25 protein-coding genes, 2 pseudogenes and 1 riboswitch are annotated in these 22,424 nt (G+C 40.7%); of the genes and pseudogenes, 8 read left to right on the top strand and 19 right to left on the bottom strand.

The features are described 5' to 3' along the window. Positions 1-102 precede the first annotated feature (102 nt). From BHE18_RS10880 to cotJC, 3 genes and pseudogenes are all read left to right on the top strand, one after another. Entirely contained in the window at positions 103-363 is a 261-nt protein-coding gene (locus BHE18_RS10880; protein ID WP_071618592.1) for a spore coat associated protein CotJA, read from the top strand. A gap of 4 nt (positions 364-367) precedes the next feature. Further along, the gene (locus BHE18_RS10875) at positions 368-628 is read left to right on the top strand and encodes a spore coat protein CotJB (RefSeq protein WP_071618591.1); all 261 of its coding nucleotides are present in this window, start codon (positions 368-370) and stop codon (positions 626-628) included. Between the two features lie 27 nt (positions 629-655). Beyond that, positions 656-886, top strand: a pseudogene (cotJC, locus tag BHE18_RS10870) (spore coat protein CotJC); the annotation flags it as partial. A 110-nt stretch (positions 887-996) separates the two neighbouring features. On the opposite strand, the gene BHE18_RS23225 reads toward cotJC, so the two are convergent. From BHE18_RS23225 to BHE18_RS10860, 3 genes are all read right to left on the bottom strand, one after another. Further along, positions 997-1,155: a hypothetical protein gene (locus BHE18_RS23225; RefSeq protein ID WP_171910697.1), complete on the bottom strand. Its 159-nt coding sequence runs from the start codon at positions 1,153-1,155 to the stop codon at positions 997-999. Positions 1,156-1,289: 134 nt separating this feature from the next. Beyond that, positions 1,290-1,652: a hypothetical protein gene (locus BHE18_RS10865; protein WP_071618590.1), complete on the bottom strand. Its 363-nt coding sequence runs from the start codon at positions 1,650-1,652 to the stop codon at positions 1,290-1,292. 200 nt (positions 1,653-1,852) lie between these two features. Continuing rightward, positions 1,853-2,473, bottom strand: coding sequence for a hypothetical protein (locus tag BHE18_RS10860; RefSeq protein ID WP_071618589.1), 621 nt, complete (start codon positions 2,471-2,473; stop codon positions 1,853-1,855). Between the two features lie 179 nt (positions 2,474-2,652). Here BHE18_RS10860 and BHE18_RS10855 point away from each other — a divergent pair, with 179 nt between their 5' ends. The 3 genes from BHE18_RS10855 (at position 2,653) to BHE18_RS10845 (ending at position 4,212) form a co-directional block, all read left to right on the top strand. After that, positions 2,653-2,838 carry a hypothetical protein gene (locus tag BHE18_RS10855; protein WP_071618588.1) on the top strand — a complete coding sequence of 62 codons (186 nt, stop codon included), beginning with the start codon at positions 2,653-2,655 and terminating at the stop codon, positions 2,836-2,838. Between the two features lie 68 nt (positions 2,839-2,906). Further along, complete coding sequence (locus tag BHE18_RS10850; RefSeq protein ID WP_071618587.1) at positions 2,907-3,137, top strand: hypothetical protein; 231 nt, start codon at positions 2,907-2,909, stop codon at positions 3,135-3,137. 868 nt (positions 3,138-4,005) lie between these two features. After that, entirely contained in the window at positions 4,006-4,212 is a 207-nt protein-coding gene (locus BHE18_RS10845; protein ID WP_071618586.1) for a hypothetical protein, read from the top strand. 338 nt (positions 4,213-4,550) lie between these two features. Here BHE18_RS10845 and BHE18_RS10840 read toward each other — a convergent pair whose 3' ends face one another. From BHE18_RS10840 to BHE18_RS10830, 3 genes are all read right to left on the bottom strand, one after another. Next, positions 4,551-5,132: a recombinase family protein gene (locus BHE18_RS10840; RefSeq protein WP_071618585.1), complete on the bottom strand. Its 582-nt coding sequence runs from the start codon at positions 5,130-5,132 to the stop codon at positions 4,551-4,553. Positions 5,133-5,328: 196 nt separating this feature from the next. After that, the gene (locus BHE18_RS10835; RefSeq protein WP_071618584.1) at positions 5,329-5,988 is read right to left on the bottom strand and encodes a hypothetical protein; all 660 of its coding nucleotides are present in this window, start codon (positions 5,986-5,988) and stop codon (positions 5,329-5,331) included. Between the two features lie 116 nt (positions 5,989-6,104). Further along, positions 6,105-7,655, bottom strand: a complete 1,551-nt coding sequence (locus tag BHE18_RS10830) for a recombinase family protein (RefSeq protein WP_235860301.1) — start codon at positions 7,653-7,655, stop codon at positions 6,105-6,107. A gap of 59 nt (positions 7,656-7,714) precedes the next feature. On the opposite strand from BHE18_RS10830, the pseudogene BHE18_RS10825 reads away from it, so the two are divergent. Then, a pseudogene (locus BHE18_RS10825) lies at positions 7,715-8,074 on the top strand (manganese catalase family protein); the annotation flags it as partial. A 68-nt stretch (positions 8,075-8,142) separates the two neighbouring features. Here the strand turns inward: BHE18_RS10825 and BHE18_RS10820 are convergent. The 5 genes from BHE18_RS10820 to BHE18_RS10800 form a co-directional block, all read right to left on the bottom strand. Beyond that, positions 8,143-8,598 carry a YpbF family protein gene (locus tag BHE18_RS10820; protein WP_071618583.1) on the bottom strand — a complete coding sequence of 152 codons (456 nt, stop codon included), beginning with the start codon at positions 8,596-8,598 and terminating at the stop codon, positions 8,143-8,145. Between the two features lie 91 nt (positions 8,599-8,689). After that, positions 8,690-9,391 carry a LysM peptidoglycan-binding domain-containing protein gene (locus BHE18_RS10815; protein WP_071618582.1) on the bottom strand — a complete coding sequence of 234 codons (702 nt, stop codon included), beginning with the start codon at positions 9,389-9,391 and terminating at the stop codon, positions 8,690-8,692. Next, entirely contained in the window at positions 9,369-9,983 is a 615-nt protein-coding gene (locus tag BHE18_RS10810; protein WP_171910696.1) for a CPBP family intramembrane glutamic endopeptidase, read from the bottom strand. Before BHE18_RS10810 ends, BHE18_RS10815 begins: the two co-directional genes overlap by 23 nt. Before the next feature lie 9 nt (positions 9,984-9,992). Further along, on the bottom strand, positions 9,993-11,450 hold the full coding sequence (locus tag BHE18_RS10805) for a RecQ family ATP-dependent DNA helicase (RefSeq protein ID WP_071618580.1): 1,458 nt from the start codon (positions 11,448-11,450) through the stop codon (positions 9,993-9,995). Beyond that, on the bottom strand, positions 11,428-12,492 hold the full coding sequence (locus BHE18_RS10800) for a helix-turn-helix domain-containing protein (RefSeq protein WP_071618579.1): 1,065 nt from the start codon (positions 12,490-12,492) through the stop codon (positions 11,428-11,430). Before BHE18_RS10800 ends, BHE18_RS10805 begins: the two co-directional genes overlap by 23 nt. A gap of 226 nt (positions 12,493-12,718) precedes the next feature. Here BHE18_RS10800 and BHE18_RS10795 point away from each other — a divergent pair, with 226 nt between their 5' ends. Next, a complete protein-coding gene (locus BHE18_RS10795) occupies positions 12,719-12,967 on the top strand; it encodes a ferredoxin (protein WP_071618578.1) in 249 nt (82 codons plus the stop codon). 105 nt (positions 12,968-13,072) lie between these two features. Here BHE18_RS10795 and BHE18_RS10790 read toward each other — a convergent pair whose 3' ends face one another. From BHE18_RS10790 to resB, 8 genes are all read right to left on the bottom strand, one after another. Further along, on the bottom strand, positions 13,073-13,642 hold the full coding sequence (locus BHE18_RS10790; RefSeq protein WP_071618577.1) for an ECF transporter S component: 570 nt from the start codon (positions 13,640-13,642) through the stop codon (positions 13,073-13,075). Between the two features lie 155 nt (positions 13,643-13,797). Next, positions 13,798-13,934: riboswitch (FMN riboswitch) on the bottom strand. A gap of 75 nt (positions 13,935-14,009) precedes the next feature. After that, complete coding sequence (locus BHE18_RS23220; protein ID WP_071618576.1) at positions 14,010-14,780, bottom strand: M23 family metallopeptidase; 771 nt, start codon at positions 14,778-14,780, stop codon at positions 14,010-14,012. A gap of 187 nt (positions 14,781-14,967) precedes the next feature. Further along, the gene (locus BHE18_RS10780) at positions 14,968-16,215 is read right to left on the bottom strand and encodes a GerMN domain-containing protein (protein ID WP_071618575.1); all 1,248 of its coding nucleotides are present in this window, start codon (positions 16,213-16,215) and stop codon (positions 14,968-14,970) included. Continuing rightward, on the bottom strand, positions 16,187-16,741 hold the full coding sequence (sigX, locus tag BHE18_RS10775) for an RNA polymerase sigma factor SigX (RefSeq protein WP_071618574.1): 555 nt from the start codon (positions 16,739-16,741) through the stop codon (positions 16,187-16,189). The genes BHE18_RS10780 and sigX overlap by 29 nt, the downstream gene beginning before the upstream one ends. Before the next feature lie 213 nt (positions 16,742-16,954). Next, positions 16,955-18,736, bottom strand: coding sequence for an ATP-binding protein (locus BHE18_RS10770; RefSeq protein ID WP_071618573.1), 1,782 nt, complete (start codon positions 18,734-18,736; stop codon positions 16,955-16,957). Then, the gene (locus tag BHE18_RS10765; protein WP_071618572.1) at positions 18,733-19,449 is read right to left on the bottom strand and encodes a response regulator; all 717 of its coding nucleotides are present in this window, start codon (positions 19,447-19,449) and stop codon (positions 18,733-18,735) included. The genes BHE18_RS10770 and BHE18_RS10765 overlap by 4 nt, the downstream gene beginning before the upstream one ends. Positions 19,450-19,566: 117 nt before the next feature. After that, positions 19,567-20,742: a c-type cytochrome biogenesis protein CcsB gene (ccsB, locus tag BHE18_RS10760; RefSeq protein WP_071618873.1), complete on the bottom strand. Its 1,176-nt coding sequence runs from the start codon at positions 20,740-20,742 to the stop codon at positions 19,567-19,569. A 28-nt stretch (positions 20,743-20,770) separates the two neighbouring features. Beyond that, positions 20,771-22,408, bottom strand: coding sequence for a cytochrome c biogenesis protein ResB (gene resB / locus BHE18_RS10755; protein ID WP_071618571.1), 1,638 nt, complete (start codon positions 22,406-22,408; stop codon positions 20,771-20,773). Positions 22,409-22,424: the final 16 nt, after the last annotated feature.

Raw genomic sequence — 22,424 nt, 5'->3', positions numbered from 1 at the left:
TCATTTATTTCCTACGCTTAAATTATTCAACATTTCGAATCGAAATCCCTTCTTTACTGGTGTTATAAATTTTTTCTAACATGTTCCACCATACTCACTCATATGTTGTTACGAAGGCATTTCTTTACAGGAGGGATACTTGTGCATGATTTTTATAGAAGCTGGCACCCTTATGTCAGCCCTTTTGACCCTTGTAAACCGATTACTACAAAGGTTTACTCAACTCCCCCGAATCTCTTCCTTGGGTTTCAGCCACCTAACCTCGAACAATATGCGCCTAAGGAGGCATTGAGGAAAGGGACGTTGTGGAAAGTGTTTTATGACCCGTACTACAGCCCCTATGAAAAAATGAAGGGAGATTAGAGCCATGAAGCAGCTTCCTGCACATTATTATGAAATCATGGAGGAGTTACAAGCCGTAGACTTCGTGATAGTTGAATTGACACTATACCTTGATACACACCCAGATGATCATGACGCGATTTCACAATACAATATGTACGTAAAAACAAGAAAACAAATAAAAAAGAAGTTTGAAAAGGAGTTCGGCCCGCTGACCAACTTTGGATACAGTTATTCAAATTACCCATGGGACTGGAAAGATGCACCCTGGCCATGGCAGGTATAATTTTAAGTAAGGGAGGAATCCATTCATATGTGGACATATGAAAAGAAGCTGCAATACCCCGTAAGGGTAAGTACATGCAATCCGACTCTTGCAAAATATCTGGTTGAGCAATATGGGGGTGCAGACGGAGAACTGGCCGCTGCACTGCGCTATCTGAATCAGCGGTATACGATTCCTGATAAAGTAATCGGGCTGCTCACTGATATCGGAACGGAAGAATTCGCACATCTTGAAATGATTGCAACCATGATTTATAAATATAATATATCTAATATGCAACCTATATATGACTAGAATTTTCCTTATTATATGTAACTAAAAAAAAGCATAAAAAAAAGACAATAGCTATGATCTAGCTACTGCCTCATTTATCTCCAAAATGATTTTAAATTCATTGCCACCTCAATAAATTTCTTCACATCCAATTCTCCTACATCTGATGCTTTCCCAATACCTTTCACAAGTACAGTATTATCATCTGCAATAGTTACATTTTGTTCAATGACAATATCCCTCTGTTCACTCATGTTGTATCCTCTCCCCTAATAAAAGCTATGAAAGCTCTGTTTGTCCTCATTACTCTTATTAGAGAAAGCTCTGAAACTGTGACCTAGAGAAAAAACATAAAAAAAGAGAGCCATAGCTTTATAGCTACAGCCCCTTAATTCTTACTTATATTCACCCTGTACATTCTCTCCAATACCTCAGGCTCATGCTCAATCATGTACATAGCAATATCATAAGCCTCTATTGTTTCAACACCTACTGACATATACTTTCTTTTGTACCCTCTGAGAGTAGCATTAATCACAGTTAAATTTAGACCAAAGCCCACAGGTGAATGTTTTATTTCTTTAGCACTCATACCCTCAATATGATGCAAGTACAGCATTTGTCCAATCCTAAAACCATTTAAATGCTCAGAGGTAGCATTCTTAGACAATAACCTGTAAGCCATAGGACTCCATGCCTCAGCTTTTTCCCCTGATACTCTCCACTCATTAAATCTGTAATCTATACCCATTGCATTCTCCCTCTCCAAATAAATAAAAAGAGGCTGAGCAGAATGCCCAACCTCAGTAAGTTATTATCTTTGTTCAAACATAAAAGGAATGACTTTATAAGCTAATACCATAGCTCCAATAACCTGCCCAATCAGTTCCATCATTGTACCTCCTCAGTAGTTGTATTAAGTCTGTCTCAAAACATCAGATATGCTTTCTATTATTTAATCTCAAAACCATATGATCTTAACTTGTTCATATATGGTCTAATTTGATATTCAAACTCATTAAGCTCTGATACTACATCTCTTTTTCCTAAGTGTGTTCCCCTGTACACTTTATATTGATTTTCTAAAGCAACAATACCTGTATCTAATAGGATAGCTCTGACTCCTGCAAAGGTGATTGATAATGTATTAGAATAGCTTTGCATAATCCCTTTTACCTCATTTAGCTCTGACAGAGTAGTATTTACTACCAAGTAATCATCTACAGCCTTAAACATAAAACAAGCTGAACTATGCACCTTAAAGAACTCCTCAGCTTTAGCCTCTAAATCTGCATATTTCCCTTTTACAATAGCCTCAGTTACTGACTTTTGTAGCTCTATCTCCTCTTGTAAGGAATCAATCTGCTTTTTAATCAGCTTTGCCTCACCCAAGTCCAATGCCATAGTAAGTGCCTCTTGATGCCCTTTTAAATCCTGCTCCATTTTAGCAAGTGAGCTTTTATTTTCATCCTGCATCTCCTCAATATTGTCCAGTAATGCATCAATTTTACTTTTTGACTCAAGTACCTCAGCTATTTTGCCTTCCATATCTTTTAACATTTGTTCTTTCATATTAAATTCCTCCTCAGTATTTATAGGAAAAGAGTTACCTCAATTCCTTTGCTACTAGTTTAGCTATGGCACTACAAAAACAAGTATCAAGTGAATAATTTTACTTTTTATAAGTACAATACTTACTTTTGTCTCCTCTCAGTTAACTAAGTAGTACCAAATATAGGAGGGGAAATAAGATGCTATCAAGGAAAGCTACACAAAAAATTAAGAAGATCAGAACATATGAACAGTACATTGAGGGCTATAAGCAATGGAAATTAGATAAGGAGTATCTACACTTGCAGGAGATGTACAATAACTCTACTGATAAGGCTGAAAGAAAAGCACTGGCTAGAGCTTTGTATCAAATGGAGATTGAGTAATGAGACTGTCACAAATTCCTTCTAATTTCTCTAAACATAGTAGTAAAAAGGATGCTTGAGGAGGTTAAATGATGTCAGGGTTTAATAATGTTAAATTATCAGATAAAGAAGTATACAAAATCCTTTACCTTAGTAAAGTGAAAGGTCTCCTTCCTCATCAAATAGAGAAACATTGTACAGTATCAAGAGCTACAATAAAAAACATTGTTAATGGCAGGAGTAGGAAAGACTGTTATGAGGCTTTTATGGACTATAAGGCAAAGCATCCAATTAAAATAAAAAGGTTATTTAGTGAGTAACTGGTAGGGGCAGAGATAATGCTCCTGCCTCTTTTTTTGTGCCCAAACTGCAAAGCAGCTCACCAACTTTACCAACCATAAAGATAAAAGTCACTGTATCATTTTGAGTAACTACTCACAGTATCATTCTGATGTGTTGGAAAATCTCTGCTTTTTTTTAAAGTATTTTAGCCAAAGTAATTATTTTCTGACAAATCCTGAAACCCTTGTGGGAGTAAGGCTGAAAGCATCACTACAATCTGTAACAAAACTGTAACAATTATTTTACTTTAAATAGGGTCTGACAATTGGACATATTACTGAGAATAACTGTTATAACTTTAAAGTTTTACAGTAAGAGATAAGAGATTAATGAAAAAAGATTTAGTTAGCAAAGGATAAGTCTGTCTACTTTGTAGACCCTTGTATCAAATACAGAAACATACTGAGCTAAAGCTCAGGCAACTTAATAATAGAAGACTAAGACAATATTGTAGATATAATACAATATAGATAAGTAAGTACAGTTATAAAAGATAAGATATGATCTGCTCTCTCCTGCCCTACACTCTGAGGCATGGGGAGGGCTTTTTGTTGTATTGTTCATCTAACTTGAAAATACAATATGTAGCTGAACATATTAATGTAGAGAGGCAACATCCTTTCTATACAGTTCCTTTTCAGTAGTTAGGAAAAGTCATGAGTGTTGAATATCTCACTGCCCATGATGTTTAGCACTCTTTCTTCTCCATTCATTATCAGACAGTCTAAGTGTAGCTAAGGAGTAACATCCTTAAATGCTGTGCTTAGGCTGTCTTTTTTTGTATATTCAGCAGGGATATTATACAAGTTTGTAGAATTATCTCTTTTAGGAAAGGAGATGATTCCAGTGGAGAAAGATCAGCTATTAAGAGATTTAAAAGAGATAGGAACATCATTCCATGTATACAAGGCTATGGTAAGTGATAGTGCTGAGCAAAAAACTATCCAAAGTGCTAAGCAATTGGAGAAGGAGAATATAATACAGTTAGAAGTCTGTAGAACCACCTTACTAGATAAGAGCCCTGTAGTGGAGATTAAGGGGAAATTCATATAATACATAAGCCAAGAAATGATACTTACAGTCTATGGTTATGCCCTGAGCAGACTATAGGCTGTCTTTTTTTGTATGGGGGAGGGGGAGGCTGTAACTAGACAGCTTAAAATAGCCCAATATCTTCCCTGTACATGCCTCCTCTCAGTTAAATAAAAGGAATAGGAAGGGAAAGGAGCTGTATGAGCCTCTTGGAATATGTCCAGGAATATTGGGAGGTCTTGGATTCTTTAGTACAGTAAAGTGTTGATGTATCAAGGGGTACAGCTTGCAAAAGTCCAAGAAAACAGGAGTATGTGCAATATAAAAAAATATTTAAAGAGACAAAAAAAGAGTATCCCTTACAGGATGCCCTTATCTTTAGCTATATTGTAAAGTGAGGCTCTGCTCACCTTTGTTATCTCACAGATTTCCTTTACAGTCTTTCCATTTGTAGACCTATTAGCAAACAGATCAAGAGCATGGACTAGGGCAGGGTTTTTGTCTGTGTACTTCTTAGGCTTACCTTTATACTTACCCTGAGCCTTAGCTATTGCAATGCCCTCTCTTTGTCTCTCCAAAATCATCTCCCTCTCCCACTCAGCTACAGAGAGGAGGATATTCCTGAGGAGTTTAGAGGTAGCTGTACCATCAAACAATCCCATATTCAGTACATGGAGCTTAATGCCTTTCTCAGCCAATTCATCAATAAGCTGTATGCCCTCTTTAACATTCCTAGCTATCCTGTCTAGCTTAGTTATTACAAGTGTATCTCCTGCATGTAGGATGCTCAGGAGAGCCTGTAAGCCTTCCCTCTTTGTATTCTTACCTGTTGCCTTATCTTTGTATATCTCAGATACTCCTGCCTCTTGTAGAGCCTTTATCTGAGCCTCAAGACTTTGCTCTACTGTAGATACCCTTGCATAACCATATTGTTTACCCATGTATTTATCCTCCTGCCAAATAACTAAATAGACATTTTAAATAGACACTGTAACATCAGTATAATCAACAGTTGCCATTTTGTCTACTTTGGGTAGAGTCTAAATAGACACCCCCCCCACAGGGGGGGGTACCCCCTATCTGGCAGGGAGAGAAGTGCCTTGAAAATATACATAATATAAAAAACCTTTTAGGTATTTATTTCCATAAAGAGATGATGGCTACACATAAACCTATAATTGTGCCTATTGCTCCTGTAGCTGCCCAAATTAAATTCCAATTTCTTTTAGGCACAGGTGTTAAATTCAGTCTTACAGGAGGAAATACTTTTCTAACATAGAAAGGGTTAGCCATAATAAATCCTATAATGAGCAATATTCCCAATATTATAGCAGAGGTAGTATTACCTTGTTTAAGTGCAAAAAAACCATTTCCAGCACTAAAACCAATTAGCCCCCCTGCAAGTATAGGTATCAGATTAGACATCTTTAGAACAAGTGACTTCTTTTTTTTGAAAAATGCATCAAGTAACTGAGCCATGCCATTTACCCATACCTCATCCTTACCTTCTATTGATAGAAAAACATACTTACCAATACTCACTCTTACATATTTAACTTGAGAATAATCAGTATCCATTTCTCTAAAACTTAGTGTAATATTTTCAATATTGTCAGGTACCTTGTCATTTAAAAATCCATACAAAGATAATGGAGTAAACTCTCTATTTTTTGTATTTACAGTAAATACTTTTCTAGTATTACCTGTGGCAAACTTATCTGTCAAAATATCCTCTAACTCTATAATGTCCTCTTTGTTTAATTCAATTGAACTGTAAGATTTATCTGCTTTATACACAATAGCAACCCCTTGTAAAATTCCATTATATGAAAATTATAACATTGGAAGCTATCTTACAAATAGGTTTTTATGAATTTTTGTTCAGAGTAGAAAGCACAAAAAAAAAGAGGAGCTTATTCCTGCTCCTCAGACTGTCCCTTATAGTGTATTTTGATTTCAATCTCTGCTTTATGATCTCCAACCCTTTTGTATTCAATGTGGTCTATTAGGCTAGTAAGTAATGTATTAATGTCCTTTGTATCTAAGTCTGATGTACCTGTTAGAATACCTTTTAGCCTCTCTAGGACAGCCTGTAGCTCATCTAATTGTTCTTCCCTAGACTTACTATTCAACCTCTTTATTTGAGCCTCTGCTTGCTTTCTCTGAGCCTTTAACTGCTTAATCTGAGCCTGTGCCTCTTCCTCAGTAAATATCTCCATAACAAAGCCCTGCTGCACTCTCTTAATGCCTGCATCTATCCTTTTGATTGTAGCTGTCAGTACAGCCTTTTCATCAGCAGGATTAGACTCCTCTGCTTTCATATTGCTTTTTACATCCTCTAGATACTGCTCTAGCTTATTTACATACTGAGAAAACTTAGCAAAGAATACTGTTTCAAATAGGTCAAGCCTTACTCCTTTGTTCTTACAAGTAGTATAAGTCTCTCCATCATCAGCATAATGCCTAGTCTGACAAGATGTAACTCTTAGCTCTTTGCCCCTTCTCCTTTGAAAGCTGTGAGTCCTGCCACAAAGTGAGCATTTTATTAATCCTGTAAAGATAACCTTGCCTATCCTTGCACTAGGAGGCTTTGACAATCTGCCTTCCCTAATGTCCTTGACAGCCTCCCAATCCTCTACAGATACAATAGGCTCATGGGCATTCTCTATAATGATCTGCTCATTCTCATCTGTTTTAAGCTGTCTAGGAGCACCTGAGGGCTTTCTACTTGTCTTAGATATTTTGGTCTTTCCATAAATGACAGTACCCTTATATACAGGATTAGCAAGGATTACAGATATTCTTGCCTTATTCCATTTAGAACCTGTAGGAGTAAGGATTCCCTCTAGCTCAAACTGCCTAGCAATATCTGTAGATGTAACTCCTGACAAGTAAAGGTCATATATCCTCTTTATTATTGGAGCATTTTCATCAGGCTTTAGCTTTTTGGTTTTATGGTCATATTCATAACCTACTGGAGTCTTACCCCCTACCCAGTTTCCCTCTTTTGCAGACTGCCTCTTACCCCTTACCAATCTTTTCTTAATGTTGAGGTATTCTTGCTTTGCTACAATAGATTGCATATCTGACATTAAGTCATCTTCTTGAGTAGTGTAGTCATATATTTTAGAGGAGGTAACAACCTGCACTCCATAGTTAGTAAGTATCTCTTTAATCTGAGAAAACCCTGCTGTTGTTCTTGATAATCTATCTTGGTCTGTGATAACAATTGCATCATAGTGAAATGACTGTACTTTTTCTAACATTTTGTTTAATTCAGGTCTGTTTATGTCCTGAGATGAGCCTACCTCTTGAAAGACCTCAAACTCCCAATTGTTCTCTACACACTTATCTACAAGGAAGGCTAACTGCCTTTTTATGGTGTCCTCAGTTTCATCAGGTCTAGACTTTCTGCTGTAGATAGCCACCTTTTTTATCTTGCCCATTGGCATTGCATTATTCAATTTCAACACCCTCTAAAGTATTATAAAATGCTGATATATCAATACTTTATCATGGTTGCATTTTAGTTTCAATCTATAAATTGACCAAGGATGCAACCCCTGAGATGATGAAGGCAGCCGGATTGGATGCCCATTATGCCAATCATGACAGTGCACTTTTTTATCATAACGCTGCAGGAGTGCCTTGGACCGCTTCTTATATTGCAGCAAAAGGGGATCCGATTGCGGATATCTACGAAGATATCGCGGCAGAGGAAAAAGCAAGGGCAACCTATCAATGGATCATAAACTTGAGTGACGACCCCGATTTGAATGACGGGCTCAGGTATCTGCGGGAACGTGAAATCATTCATTCGCAGCGGTTCAGGGAAGCTGCAGAAATACTTAAAGACGAACAGGGTAAGAAGAGGTTCTTCTAATAGAAAGTCAAAGCGTTTGGTGAATATCTTCCAAACGCTTTTTTCTTTTCCTGCGGCGCACTCTTTTATTACTTACTCCCATGATAGAGGTTGATGTCGAATTGGCTTTTCATTTTATCGAAGACTCTATGCCTCATTTTCCACGCTTCTTCTTTCCAGAGGTCCTTGCTCCGGTCGATGATTTCTTTGCGCAGGTCCTGGTACTCTTTTTCTTTTTTCTCTTTCAGCTGATGAAGAACTTTGACCCCTCCAAATAATCCCCCGATAAATACCGTCAGATACAAATGGACCGAATGGGATACATAGACAGAAAACATTGCACCAAAAGAATATGAGTAAGGCTCAAGTACAGCCTGCGTTAGATAATACAAGAAGCAGAATGCCGTAAATACAGCAAGCCACAGGGTATATACATGCATTTTTTTAGCACGGTCGAACTTTCGTTTTCTTTCGACCAGGTTATTCAGCATTTGTTTCGTAGCCTGATCTGTCCAATCTTCGAATTCCCGGATTGAATTATGCATATCTCGTCCCTCCCTTCTACCATTCTATGAACTTGTCCATTTGGATAGAATCCTCCATGGAAAAAAATACCCGCCATATAGGCGGCTCTGCTTACCGTGACAGAGGGATCTTCAATACTTGTCCGGATTGAATTTCATTGGTTGGGAGGTTGTTGGCACTTTTTATTATCTCTATCCCATCTTGGGTGTGGTAATATTTCATTGCGATGCGAAAAATGGTTTCACTTGGCTGTACAGTATGATAGATGATTTCTGAATCTGTCTCCTGTGCCGGTGGATCCTGGCCGGATTCAGGTGCGGGTTCTGGTGTTTCAGCTTTTTCAGGCTCCTCCACTTCCGCCGCTTTTGCAGCGGGAAGTTTTGTTTCACGCTTAGAATCCTCTTCCTTATTTTCTTTCTCAGGCTCTTCGGATACAGCTGTCTCTTCTTGTTGAGACTGTTCACTTCCTGTGGTCTCTTCTGATATGACTGCACCCTCATCATCGTCATTATTACCTTCATATTGGACTTCCTGCACTTCATTTTTTTCTTCGGAAAAGACCGTTAAAGGCTCATTTCGGTTATCAAAATAGGAATATATGCTGAACACTGTCAAAGGCATTAAAATAAAAAATAAAAGCAATAAGCTGATTAATGGATATTTCAGTTTTACTTTATTCTTTTTCTTCTTTTCACGGTGTAATTCACTTCTCGGAGGCAGGGGTTCCCTTTTTTTTGGAGCAGGTTCCTCTTGAACCCTTTCAATTTTCTGTTTTGATTTATCTGCTTTATCACGAAATGGGTCTTTGCTCATGAGACATCCCTTCTTTTCTTGCTTTAATTGACTTAAAACGCATGTAAATCCCTAATAAAAAGTCAATGATAAAGTGCATCATAATGGTGACCAATAAATTTCCGGTCACTTCATAAATCATGCCGATCCAAAAACTTAAAATAACAATATTCATGATTAGGAACCAATGGGCCCAATACCGGAAGTGAATGACTGCGAAAATGATACTGGAAAGAATGATTCCCAAATGAAATTGTATGATGCCTCGGAACAGGATTTCCTCACTGACTGCAATGACGAAGGCCAAGAGGGCAATTTCTCCTATATTCCGGTCTGAGAATATCCGTGCATTCACCCCTCCATCATCGTAAAACTCAGGAGGGAGGTACTTCATCATGACAAGATCCAATACGACAACGATCAATCCGAAAGTCAATCCTACAGTCCAAATGGACGATGTAAAACGGAACTGACTTCCAAAAGTGGACCAATCTTCAAATAAAAATATACCTAAAAAGAAGGCAATCGTTAATAGTACAATTTGAGTAAAAAACAGATGAAAAGTTAATTGTTTTTTTGTAAGTTCCTTGATCAGATCGCCTTGTTTCTTCATCCACATCACTTATCCCATTAATATTTTTTCCAGTCTCTTCTCCCAATCCAGCTCCGGGATCACCTCTGCTGCGGTTTCATATGTATGAAGATTCTTAACTTCAAAACCGCAGATATCACAGCAATCTGCAGGTCTATCCTCCATTTTTTCATCAAAATAACGAAGGATCCCTTCCCTTCTGCAGGAATCGGCATGCATCCACTTTACCATTGAGACGAGCTTTTCTTTCTTATATCTCAGCCGTTCATCCCGCAACTGCTTTATTTTCTGACTCTGCCGTGCCGGATCGTTCCCGGAATAATCGTGAACATAGTGATCCAAAAATCTGTATTGACTTTCAGAAAGCTGTAAAGCGGAGTATAATTCATCCGCGGATTTTGATTCATGCAAATTAACAAACCCTTCGATTTGATGATCGAAGGGAAGCTCCCCTTCCATCAAATGCAGCGGAAGCGAAAGATCTTGTTCTGTAAACAGGACGATCGCTGCACTTTCATTCCCATCCCTTCCTGCTCTTCCAATTTCCTGCAAGTATGCTTCAAGGCTGGAAGAAAAATGAAAATGAATGATAAAACGGATATTTTCTTTGTTGATCCCCATTCCAAATGCAGATGTTGCACATATGATTCGCAGTTTATTTGTCAGAAACTGCTGCTGGATCAAGATGCGCTCTTCCTGCTCCATGCCACCGTGATAATGGGTGACATTTTCAATTCCTTTTTCTCTCAGGAGAGAAGCCAATTCTTCGGCAAGTCTCCTGCTGGAAAAATAGATGACCCCGGGCCCTGTTAAGGAAGCTGCATAGTCGATAAGCTTATTTATTTTTCCCTGATGGGTATCGACCTTTTCAACAGTCAGTGTAATGTTTCTGCGGTCTACAGAATAAACGATTTCATTATGCTCCTTGAAATGAAGGACGTTTTTGATATCATCTCTCACTTCTTTGGTCGCGGTGGCAGTCAGGGCAAGGACAGCCGGATTCCCCAACCCCTTCCTTATTTCTCCCAGCAATAGATAATGCGGACGGAAATCCGGTCCCCACTGGGAAATGCAGTGCGCCTCATCGATGACAAACAGGGATACGTCCAAATTCTCTACAGCTTCCCTGATATCGGGGTTGCTGAGCATCTCCGGCGAGATAAAAATAAACTTAAATGCATGGAGCCTCTCTAGAGCCCGCTTCTTTTCAGGGAAAGATAAAAAGGAATTGATGGCAATGGCTTTCTTTTCCCTTTTGACTTTCATTTGTTCCACTTGATCCTGCATCAATGAAAGGAGAGGGGAAACGATGATCACCTGTCCTTCCAAAAGATACCCGGAAAGCTGGAAACATAGGGATTTACCCGTACCCGTGGGAAGCATCGCCAATGTATCAGAACCGCTGAGTACAGATTCTATCACTTCTTGCTGCCCCCGCCTGAATGCCCGATATCCAAAATTCTCCTTAAGCTCTTTGAGGAGATCCATTCTTTTCACCCGCCTTTGCAATAGCGATCCTTATTTGAAAATAAGTCAAATGAGGCAGTCTTTCCTTTATCGGCTTAAGTCTCCTCGTGCCGAGCTCCTTCATGACAGAAGCTGCTTTCATAAGTTCATCATGAGGAATAAAGCAATCTGTATCAAAACCATCATGTGTTAAAATGATCTCGATAAAATGGTCTTCTACCGTATTCACTTTCAGCTTTCTGATTCGTGAAATATCTTCAATTTCATACCCTTGTTTATATAAATCGTAAGTCTTGGAAGTAGAAAGCGTCAAGTTCCTCTGCTGACTGCTTACGGTGCTCAAAGAAAATAAGATGGGATACTTTTCCTTTTGGTGATCTATTTTCGATAATAATCCATGGATCAGGTTAAGAAATCTAAATCGGTATTCTTCTCCCGGCAGATTTAATTTATCCGCCGTCTGTACCTCGGTCAACCCATAATCCTGAAAGCCGGTCAAACGGTAAACGAGGATGGAAGGATCCTCAACTTCATCATGAGCACTCAGTAGTTCATGGATTTCCGCGAACAAATCAGCCCCAAGCAATTCCCTGTCCGGCACCCCTTTTAGAAAACTCTTGATCCACTCCTGTACATTTCTGCTGCGTTGAACAGGATAATAGGATACCTTTTTTTGATTCATATTTGATATGACCTGAACTAATAAATTCAGCCTTTTCCAAAATAGGATACTCCGGTCACCATAAACTAACCCATTCATCTTACTTGGGAAAAAAACTGCCTGTCTCTGTAATTCTTCTTCCCCTTTTACAGTCACCTTAGCTTTTGAATCGTCATTTAGTTCGATGAATTGACGTTCTTCCAATCCCTTCACTTTATTATCGAAATAATCCCTTGAAAGACTTGGGAGCGAAAGAAAAAAAGGCTGTAATTCAAATAAATGTGAATCCTGTATGGACTGGGATGATTTTTTACCATTCAAAATATGAAAGGCGGAGTAAATGGATCGTTCACCATTTAACTGCCTGAAACAATATAATAGTATAAAGTGTAAATACGTCATGGGATTTCTCCTCTGAAATTGCAGGTTATTGTCAAATATTGTACCATGAATTTCATGTCTTCTGATGTTTTGTTTTAAGGAGTTAGGATAAATATAATAAATAACGGACCTAACTATTGAAATGTTCTGCATTCCTCTATAAAATATAAATTAGGTTATTTTTCTAACTCATTTTATGTATAATGAATGATTGAATATATAGAATTTTTTTCAGGAGGTTTTATCGTTGGCAAAATATACGATCGTCGACAAAGATACATGTATTGCATGTGGAGCTTGTGGAGCCGCAGCTCCGGATATTTATGACTATGATGACGAAGGGATTGCATTTGTGACCCTTGATGATAACCAGGGTACTGTTGAAGTGCCGGACGTGCTTGAAGATGACATGATCGATGCATTCGAAGGCTGCCCTACAGACTCGATTAAGGTTGCAGACGAACCATTTGATGGAGATGCACTTAAATTTGAATAGTTGATCACATCAAAAGCGATCTTTTAAGATCGCTTTTTTGTTATATCTTTGTTCTATGCAGCAAAGCCCTGTCAGCATGTGCCGACAGGGCTTTTTACTATACGATTAAGCTGCTCTGTTTAATGGTGTTTGTTTCGAGAGCCAGCCTTGAAGTCGAATGAATAACAATAAGAATACTGCTGTAACCAAAGCACCCTTGAGGATGTTGAATGGCACGATTCCAGTAATGATGATCCCTGCAGGAAGTTCAAAATTCATGAAATATTTATAAGCAGGAAGCAGGACGAAATAATTCAGTATCCCCAATGCAATGCTCATTACTACAGTTCCGGTTACCAATCCTGCCAATAGACCTTTCTTGGATTGGAAACGGGAATATACAAAGTAAGTCGGCAAGATCAAGAATACTCCTGCTGCAAAATTCGCAAAATGCCCGATTGGTACACCCGTATCGCTTCCGGTCATGACATAATCGATGATGTTCTTGAATAATTCAACGAGTATGCCGGCAAGCGGGCCTAAAGTTATGGTGGCAATCAGAGCTGGCACATCACTGAAATCAACCATCAGAAATTTAGGGAACGGTGGAATTGGGAAGTTAAAAAGCATTAATACATACGATATCGCACTTAACATACCGATTGTTACAAACGTACGAGTAGTCATTTTTTTCATTGTACTTCTCTCCTTTTGGAGATTCATCTCACTTAGAAGATCGTTCAGCCCGAGCAGCACTAAAAAACTCCCAGATCAACTAACATCCCGGAGTGTGAAAAGGCGTACCCAAATAAACGTTCAGCTTCCCATTTTCTAAACGTTTTGGCTAAAACCTTCATCTTCTCCCATCCAGACTGTACTGTCGGCTTTGGAATTTCACCAAATCCTGCCCCTAAAGGCTCGCGGGCTTAGAAACAACGAGTGTTTCATCACCGCCGGTAGGGAATTTCACCCTGCCCCGAAGACGAATCATATTTTTTTATACATGTTCATTATACATAAAAGTCATCGAATTGGGAAGAAGAATGTTTCGAATTCGAAGCAATCAGCTCTCCAACTCTATTCTAAGTTCTTGCAGGGGGAGGATGACATCATTGTCTGCATCGATCCCGTTCCATCCTTTTACTTGATCAACCGTTAATCCATAAAGCTGCGATATCCCCCATAAAGTTTCGTTTTCTTTAACAATATGTATGATTTCATGTTCAATCGCGTTCCTCTTATCGGCCTCTTTTTGTTTAGGTGCATGATCAAGTTTTACAGAAGCTTCAAATGTTTGATAAGGGTCTTGGACTTTTGCAAAGACCAATTGTCCGATTTCCCCGTTTCCAAATACTTCAAACGGGTCTATTGCATTCTCTTTATCCAATGTCCATACGCCTTCATGAATTTCAAAATGCAAATGGGCACCGGTTGACCTTCCTGTATTCCCCAGACTGCCGATCGTGTCACCTTGAGTTACCCTGTCATTTTCAGAAACACTTCTGTCATTCAGATGAGCGTACACCGTTTCATATCCATTATCATGAGAGATAAACACTACATTTCCATAGCTTTCTGAATAATACGACTTGCTCACGATCCCTCCTCGTGCGGCATATACAGCGGAGCCTGCCTCCCCGCCTATATCCATCCCTTTATGCGTACCGGACCGGGTTCCGTATAAATCGGTGATCACTCCGTCCACAGGAAAGATCCACTTATCTTCTGTGTCCTGACCCATGGCTTTCGCTTCCTTACCGGTAAGGAACATCACACTTACACATAATGCTAACAGTAAAACAATCAGTAATCTTCTTGCATAATCTAAAAACATACTTGTCCTCCTTAAGGTACTCCGGACCTTTCCACGAGTTGGAAATCCGATACTTATTACAGTATGTACATCATTCCACTAATATGAAATGAGAAATTTTCCCTTTTGCTAGTGTGTCTTGAAAAGATTTTTTTATGCAAAAGAAAAACGGCTGAAATGATTGCCATTTCAGCCGCTCAAATTTATTCTATTGATCCAGGCTTTTTTTGTTAGGTGCCACAGGGGTTTCCAGCGGCTTTGTAAAGGTGAATCCATTCCAGCTTTCCTGTCGTATGTTTTGAAATTGGACTTTTTGATAACCCGAACTTTTGGCGGTGAGGAGAATCCCCTCTATCAACTCCTTCGCAGCTTGTTCGGTCATTGAATTTAAATCCACTTCTTCATTGAACGTAACAATGACCCTGTCATCAGTTTCTGTTACATTCACCGAAAGCTGCCGGGGTATCACACTCTGATAAAAATCAGATGGCGTTTCTTTCATGGCTGCGATTGATTCCTTTACATTTTTTTCATTCATTGAGCCAGGTACCAGATATCTTCCCTTTCCGTCAGGTGAGTAACTGTAAAATGGACGGTGCAGAGTCTGGTTAAGCGGGATGGATGATAATGTGCCGTAGTGACTGAATTCCGGCACATTTCCTTCTTTTGTTTGAAGGGTTATTTCCTTCATCCCCCTGTCTTCAAATGAATATACAAGCGATTGATAAAAGCTGGATTCCATTGCTGAGCTTTCATTATATGGATGATTCCCTTCCAGTGTCAAAATAACATTTTCCTTGTTTTCACTGATCGAGAACTCTCCCTTGATCGGTAAATAATCCTGGAATCCCCAATCATTTTCTGGAATCTTTTTTGAGGTATTCTCATATTTCTCCACCCAGTCTGCCCGGTTCCCCTCCGCTTCACCCGCAGCCAGCACCGACACAGGTACTGTCATTGCGTCGGATGAAACAAGGCCGAAGGTATAGTAATCCTTGCCATCTATATCCTCTTTGAATAAAGAAAGCCTTTCGTGCTTCCCTAATTCCGTCAAGGTTTGGGTCTCTTTGTTATCCTTATCACTTTCTTCTGCCATTTGCAGTTGGTTTTCTTCCTCGGTTTCGTAGTCCCTGGTTACTTCCGACTTTGACTCTTCAGCGGAAGGAGGATCTTCAGCAACTTTGGCCTCCCCTGCGGAAGAATCAGTGGAATAAGCTCCTTCCATCGCGCTGTCTTCACCTGACATTTTTGTCATGAGTGCCGGGGCAAGCAGGACGAGGATAAACAGGGCCGCAAACGCCGCAAGGACCGGCATGTATCTCTGCAAACCGCCAAGCCGCTTCCTTTCTTTCTCAACTCTGGAATAAATTAAGGAGCGGCTTCGATCATCGTTGAGCTTCGGAAGCTTTTTAAGCAAGTCTTCCACTTCACGGTCGTTCCAACCTGATTTCTTCAATGTTTTCATCCCCCTTCCTCAACCGCTGCTTCATTTCTTGTTTTAGCCACTTCAAAGCCCTATGCTGAGTTGTCTTCACTTTGCTTTCAGACCACTCCAGTATTTCAGTTGTTTCTTTGATGGACAGGTCCTGCAGGTATCGCATGATGATGACCAGGCGATAGTCTGTCGGACACTGTTTTAAGCATTGATACAGCTCTTGAATTTCTTCGTTTGCAAGAGCGATTTCTTCAGGAAGCGCTTCTCCGGAAGCCAGTTCATTCCTGCTCCAGTCGAATTTTTCAAGTATGCGGTTTTTCCAATTTTTTTGTTTTCTGAAATGATCGATCGCCACATTTTTCGCAATGGAAAACAACCAGGTTTTCTCAGAGCTTTTCCCTTCGAAACTCTGGTAAGACTTGAGTACACGGATATACACTTCCTGCACCAGATCTTCCGCCTGCTGCCGGTTTTGCACCATATAGATCAAAAAGTTAAATACATCCTGATGATATTTGGAATATAATTCGTCAAAAACGGAGTTCATATTAACCCTCCCCGTCAACTGATTAGTCGATTATTTTGAAAAAAAGTTACACGCTAGAAAAGATTTAATAAGATAATTCCGCATTCATCCAAAAAAGTCAACAGTATTACCCGCTTTTGAAGGTGTCTACTGTTGACTTTTCTTTAGGGAAAATTGTTTCCCATGTAACAAGATTTATCGTCACATTTCTTTCAATTTCCTGCTATGTTGAGTTTATTCATCGATTCCTGACTGAAAAGGAAGAAAGAAAGTGAATGTTGTCCCCTGATCCAGTTTGCTGTGGACTTGAATATGACCTTTGTGTGCTTCTACTATATTTTTCGCGATGGCAAGCCCCAGTCCTGTCCCGGCTTTCCCCCGGGTCCTTGCCTTATCAGCCTTATAAAAACGCTCAAACACGAACGGAATGTCGTCTTCAGGAATCCCTGAACCCGTGTCCTTTACGTGGAACAGAAAGCCTCCTTTTTCCCCGGTGAGTGAAACGGTGACCGTTCCATCTTCAGGGGTGTGTCTTACTGCGTTATCAATGAGGTTTGTCAGAACCTGTTCTATACGGTCCGGATCCATGATCATTTCCTTATCTCTGTCCACATTGCTCTTGAAGTAAATGGACACAGAGTTATCCCTTGCAAGCCCAAGGAATTTATTCGTCACTCTTTCCGTGAACGGCATGATAGGCACAGAATCCTTGTTCAAGCGGATATGCCCCGCTTCCATTCTGGCAAGGTCAAGAAGGTCATTCACGAGCCTGCCCATTCTAAGGGATTCATCATAAATAATGCGGGCAATTTCTTTCTTTTCTTCTTCAGACTCCGCGATATCATCCACGATTGCCTCACTGTATCCCTGAAGCATGGAAATCGGAGTCCGAAGTTCATGCGACACATTCGCAATGAAATCCTTGCGCAGTTTATCCAGTCTTCTTTCTTCTGTCATATCACGGACAACTACAACAGCGCCCCTGATAGTATTATTATTGTAGAGAGGGCTGACGATGACAACGTAAGATCTTCCCTGCAGGGAAATTTCACCTGTTTGTTCGGTTTCGGTTACCACGACATTTTGAAGGAGCTCCCTTACTGAAGTCGGAATCGGCTCATCGCCCATGTCGCTCTGTTCGTAATACCACTGCTGCAGAAAACGATCTGCAGGAGGATTGGTGATCAGGATCGTTCCATCCCGGTTAAACGTGATGACGCCGTCTGCCATACTGCTCAGGATGCTCGAAAGCTGTTCTTTCTCCTGACTGAGGGCATTGATATGGAATTTCAGCTGTCTGCCCATTTGATTGAACCCCGTCGCCAATTCCCCGATTTCATCTTTCGTCAGGATCGGCACCTTCGTATCAAATTTCCCTTTTGCCACTTCGAACGCTGCTTCCCGCATTTTCCTTAACGGGGCTGTGATACGGGTGGAAAGAAAAAAGGCAAATATCGTCGTCAAGATGATCGCGATTCCCGCTGCGAGGAGGATCAGCCTGGTCGTTTGCCGTGTTGTGTCTTTGATTACGCCGAGAGACTGATATAAATAGACTGATCCGTCGCGATCATCCAAATGGAGCGGGGTTCCGACAACTATGATATTTTCATATCTATTGTCCGAAGAATCCGGGGATAACTCAAATTCCTTTTTTACGGTTTTTTCATCGGACACCTTCTGTAACTCTTTGTCTTTCATGATCAGGTTTTGAATATCACGGTGAATGCCTTCCGAATCATCGGAATAAACAGACTTATCATTATCAAGGACAATGAGGATATTGACCGGTTCATCGATGATTTCTTTCCCGAGTTCCATCCCAAGGTCTAAATCTCTATGGTTTTCAACCACCCTGGCGACTTTTTCTGCTGTATTCGTCAGTTCTTTCTTAACTTCATCGACATGGTAGTTTTGGAAGAACTCCAGAAGCAGGATCGTTAAGATAAAAAGGACGAATGACACGAGAAGCAGAATGGTGACCCAAAGTTTACCTACTACACTGCGCCAAAGCCTCATTCATTTGTAACCTCGAATTTATATCCTACTCCCCAGACGGTGACAATCATCTTGGCCGCACTCTCGGATACCTTGTTCAGTTTTTCCCTCAGTCTCTTCACGTGGGTATCCACTGTCCTTAAGTCCCCGAAAAACTCATAATGCCACACTTCCTTAAGCAGGTGTTCACGATCGAAAACCTTATCGGGGCTTTTTGACAAGAAATAGAGAAGTTCATATTCTTTAGGGGTCAAGTTCACATCCATACCGTCTGCAGTCACGCGGTGTGCATCATTGTCGATTGTCAGATGAGGGTATACGATAAGATCTTTCGCCTTCGTTTCGGTTTGTATGTAATTAGTTTTAGAAGAACGCCTTAATAACGCTTTCACTCTGAGTACGACTTCCCTTGGCGAAAATGGTTTTACGATATAATCATCGGTCCCCACTTCGAACCCCTGAACCCGGTTCACTTCTTCACCCTTCGCAGTCAGCATGATCACAGGTGTGGATTTTGTTTCACGGAGGTGCTTGCACACTTCTACTCCGTCCAAACCCGGCATCATGATATCGAGCAATATGCAGTCATAGTCATTTTCAAGGGCTTTATGCAATGCTTCTTCGCCATTTTCAGCCTCATCAATGAGATAATTTTCACGTTCTAAATACATCTTCAGTAATCGTCTGATTCGATCTTCATCGTCCACTATCAAAATCCGAATGCTTTCTTCCAAGAGTGTATCCCCCTTTTTAAAATTGCTTCATCATTATCCTTATTGTAATTCAAAAAAGAAGCTGACTCAAAGAGAATTTGATTCCCGTTTCGTCAGCCTCCCGTTTACATCCAGTTATTATGCGTATGAATGCAGTCCGGCGATGATAAGGTTAACTGCCACCAGGTTAAACATGATGATGGCAAAACCAACTACAGCAAGCCAGGCTGACTTTTCCCCGTGCCACCCTTTAGAAAGGCGGAGATGCATGAACGCGGCATAAAATAAGAAGGTAATAAGCGCCCATACCTCTTTGGGATCCCAGCCCCAGAATCTTGTCCAGGCGATTTGAGCCCAGATCATGGCAAAGATCAACCCGCCCAAGGTAAACACCGGGAAGCCGATCAGGACGGAACGATAACCGATTTCGTCCATCAGGTCCAGATTAATGTTCCTGACAAACGGCTGGAGCTTGGCCGCTATCTTCTTCCTGAAAATCAGGCGCAGCAGCAGATAAATGATGGTTCCGGCAATGAATGACCAAATGACCGTGTTCAGCTTTTTGGCATTAATAACCTCCGGCATTTCAGCCAATGGTTCCATCACACCTTTTGTGACCAGCTCGCCTTCATGCGGACCTACAATTGCAGGAAGGGTATATTTCGAAACAGCTTCCTGTTCCTGCTGGTTCACATAATTGAAGGTGGCTTCATAGTTCGATAAAGTGAATCCTGTCGATGCCGCGATAAAACCAAAGACTACAATGATTCCGTACATGACTGCCTCAAGCCAGAATGACTGCCTGTTCTTTTTTGTATGATCTACTGATTTCAGCAAGTAAATCAATCCTGCGACGAAACTGATCGAAAGAATCGCTTCCCCTGCGGCGACGGTCGTAACATGGATCTTCAGCCAGTCACTTTGGAGCGCCGGAATCAGCGGGCTGATATCTCTGGGGAACATGCTTGCATATGCGATGATCAACAATGCAATCGGCAGGGCCACTACACCAAGAATCGTTTTCTTATAAATAAAATAAATGATGATGAATGCCCCTACAAGGGTCATTCCAAAAAAGGTCGTGTATTCAAACAGGTTACTTACGGGGGCGTGTCCGGCCACCGCCCATCTCAGGAAGAAAAAGCCGAGCTGGGCAGCAAAACCGATTATTGTAATGACAATCCCGATCAGCCCCCATTTGCTCTGGTTTGTTTCTTCTGTATTCTTTTGACGGATGCTGCCGGCAAGAAATAATGTTGCCACTAAATACATAATAAAAGCGATATAGAGCAGATTACTGCTCCATTCGGCCATTGAGGTCGCTGTCATCCTAGTTCCTCCCTTACTCTTCCTTATCCTTTTCTTTCTTTTCCTGCTGGTCTTCAGGCATCTCGACGTTCGTCCCTTCAAGAATTGCTTTCAACTCATTCTTCAATCCGAACCAGCCTTTATTCGTGTGGCCGGCGACTATTAAACTACCATCCCCGCTTCTCCTGAACCAGAATCTGCGATGATGCCAGTAAGCGCCTTGAATGACACCTATCATAAATATAGCCCCTCCGAGCGCAAGAATCCATAATGTCAGGTCTTTATGTACGGTAAGTGCCGAGACATCACGGGTTTCCACTCCGGCGAATGAGACTTTGAATGTATTCTCACCTAGAGGTTCAAGGTTTTTTCTGATTCCCACGAAGCTGATTTCACCTTCGGGTTTATCAGGTGAAAACATTTTAAACAAGAAAGCGGGATTGTCAGGGACAGGTTTGTCGGAAACAGGTTCACCGTTTTCGTTAAATCCGGTGAAATTCGGATAGTAGCCCATCAGCTCAATGTAGTATCCATCCCCGAACTCATATTTGTCCTTAGGGTCAAAGAGGTCGACCGTGAATTCGCCAAATGTCTTTCCGCTCTCTTTATTATCAAAAGTAAAGGACATGGACTTGAATTCATCCTGTTTGTAGCTGGTCTGATAAACGGCAAAATTCTCGAATTTCAAGGGGTGATTTACTTTGATCGAGTCTTCTTTTTCTTTTTTCAACTCTGCCTCTTCACCGGGAAGGGCATCTCCGGATTCTTTGTACAGGACAACATCAGATTGATAATTCTTCGCGATTGCTTCGGTATTTTGAATCGTTTGCTGAAAGACTTCCTTATCCTTCTCATCATAGTTTTCAAGGGTGAATTCTTTATTTTCAATATAATACTCGTCGTGTGTGCCCGGGACTGCTTTCTTTTCACCTTCGCGTATCCATACGGTTTCGTCTATATACATCCCAGGGACAAATCGTAGCATGCCGCCGATCAGGAAGATGATCAGACCTATGTGATTGACATAGGGACCCCATCTTGAAAAACGATTTTTCTCTGCCAGGATATTTCCATCCTCTTCCCGGATGTTGTATTTCTTTTCAACAAGTTTTTTCTTTATTTTCTCCAGGTTACCATCCAGATTTGCCGGTTTTGTCAATCCATATACACGCTGACGTTTCAAAAAGCTTTCATGGCGTGATACCCGCTGATTTTTGAGCGCCCTGTGCAGGGGGATGACCCGGTCAAGACTGCAGATGACGAGTGATACTCCGATTGATGCAATCAGCAGTAGATACCACCAGGAGCTGTATAGATCGTGAAAGCCTAGGATGTAATAAAGTTCACCTGCAAACCCGTACACTTCTTTATAAAATTGATCCGGCGGGAGTACCGACGGGATGTATTGCTTCTGTGGGAAGATCGTACCTACCGCTGAAGCAATCAATGTTATGATGATCAGCCAGACACCGACCTTCACTGAAGAAAAGAAATTCCACACTTTATCGATAACCGATTTATTATATGTCTGGGACCTTCTAGCACTGCCTTCATAACGCATGTCATGAAGCTTTTCTTTTTGGGCTTCTGATGTAAGCGCACGCCCGCAGGATTCACAGAGGATAGTGCCTACAGGATTGACGTGTCCGCATTCACATTTTATTTCTTTCATAAAATAAAACTCCTTA

This window comes from Rossellomorea aquimaris (assembly GCF_001877785.1).
GTDB lineage: Bacteria > Bacillota > Bacilli > Bacillales > Bacillaceae_B > Rossellomorea > Rossellomorea aquimaris_A.
Note: the sequence above shows the minus strand (reverse complement) of the source record. Positions and strands in the feature narration are given on the sequence as shown.

Bases quoted from the DNA above. Each gene is read 5' to 3' on its own strand.
- BHE18_RS23225 (WP_171910697.1), bottom strand. From the start codon at position 1,155: ATGAGTGAACAGAGGGATATTGTCATTGAACAAAATGTAACTATTGCA.
- ccsB (WP_071618873.1), bottom strand. From the start codon at position 20,742: ATGGCCGAATGGAGCAGTAATCTGCTCTATATCGCTTTTATTATGTAT.
- BHE18_RS10865 (WP_071618590.1), bottom strand. From the start codon at position 1,652: ATGGGTATAGATTACAGATTTAATGAGTGGAGAGTATCAGGGGAAAAA.
- BHE18_RS10850 (WP_071618587.1), top strand. From the start codon at position 2,907: ATGATGTCAGGGTTTAATAATGTTAAATTATCAGATAAAGAAGTATAC.
- BHE18_RS23220 (WP_071618576.1), bottom strand. From the start codon at position 14,780: ATGTTTTTAGATTATGCAAGAAGATTACTGATTGTTTTACTGTTAGCA.
- BHE18_RS10840 (WP_071618585.1), bottom strand. From the start codon at position 5,132: ATGGGTAAACAATATGGTTATGCAAGGGTATCTACAGTAGAGCAAAGT.
- BHE18_RS10880 (WP_071618592.1), top strand. From the start codon at position 103: ATGTTGTTACGAAGGCATTTCTTTACAGGAGGGATACTTGTGCATGAT.
- BHE18_RS10860 (WP_071618589.1), bottom strand. From the start codon at position 2,473: ATGAAAGAACAAATGTTAAAAGATATGGAAGGCAAAATAGCTGAGGTA.
- BHE18_RS10770 (WP_071618573.1), bottom strand. From the start codon at position 18,736: ATGAGGCTTTGGCGCAGTGTAGTAGGTAAACTTTGGGTCACCATTCTG.
- BHE18_RS10875 (WP_071618591.1), top strand. From the start codon at position 368: ATGAAGCAGCTTCCTGCACATTATTATGAAATCATGGAGGAGTTACAA.
- BHE18_RS10800 (WP_071618579.1), bottom strand. From the start codon at position 12,492: ATGACGTATTTACACTTTATACTATTATATTGTTTCAGGCAGTTAAAT.
- resB (WP_071618571.1), bottom strand. From the start codon at position 22,408: ATGAAAGAAATAAAATGTGAATGCGGACACGTCAATCCTGTAGGCACT.
- BHE18_RS10810 (WP_171910696.1), bottom strand. From the start codon at position 9,983: ATGAAGAAACAAGGCGATCTGATCAAGGAACTTACAAAAAAACAATTA.
- BHE18_RS10855 (WP_071618588.1), top strand. From the start codon at position 2,653: ATGCTATCAAGGAAAGCTACACAAAAAATTAAGAAGATCAGAACATAT.
- BHE18_RS10820 (WP_071618583.1), bottom strand. From the start codon at position 8,598: ATGCATAATTCAATCCGGGAATTCGAAGATTGGACAGATCAGGCTACG.
- BHE18_RS10805 (WP_071618580.1), bottom strand. From the start codon at position 11,450: ATGGATCTCCTCAAAGAGCTTAAGGAGAATTTTGGATATCGGGCATTC.
- sigX (WP_071618574.1), bottom strand. From the start codon at position 16,741: ATGAACTCCGTTTTTGACGAATTATATTCCAAATATCATCAGGATGTA.
- BHE18_RS10815 (WP_071618582.1), bottom strand. From the start codon at position 9,391: ATGAGCAAAGACCCATTTCGTGATAAAGCAGATAAATCAAAACAGAAA.
- BHE18_RS10790 (WP_071618577.1), bottom strand. From the start codon at position 13,642: ATGAAAAAAATGACTACTCGTACGTTTGTAACAATCGGTATGTTAAGT.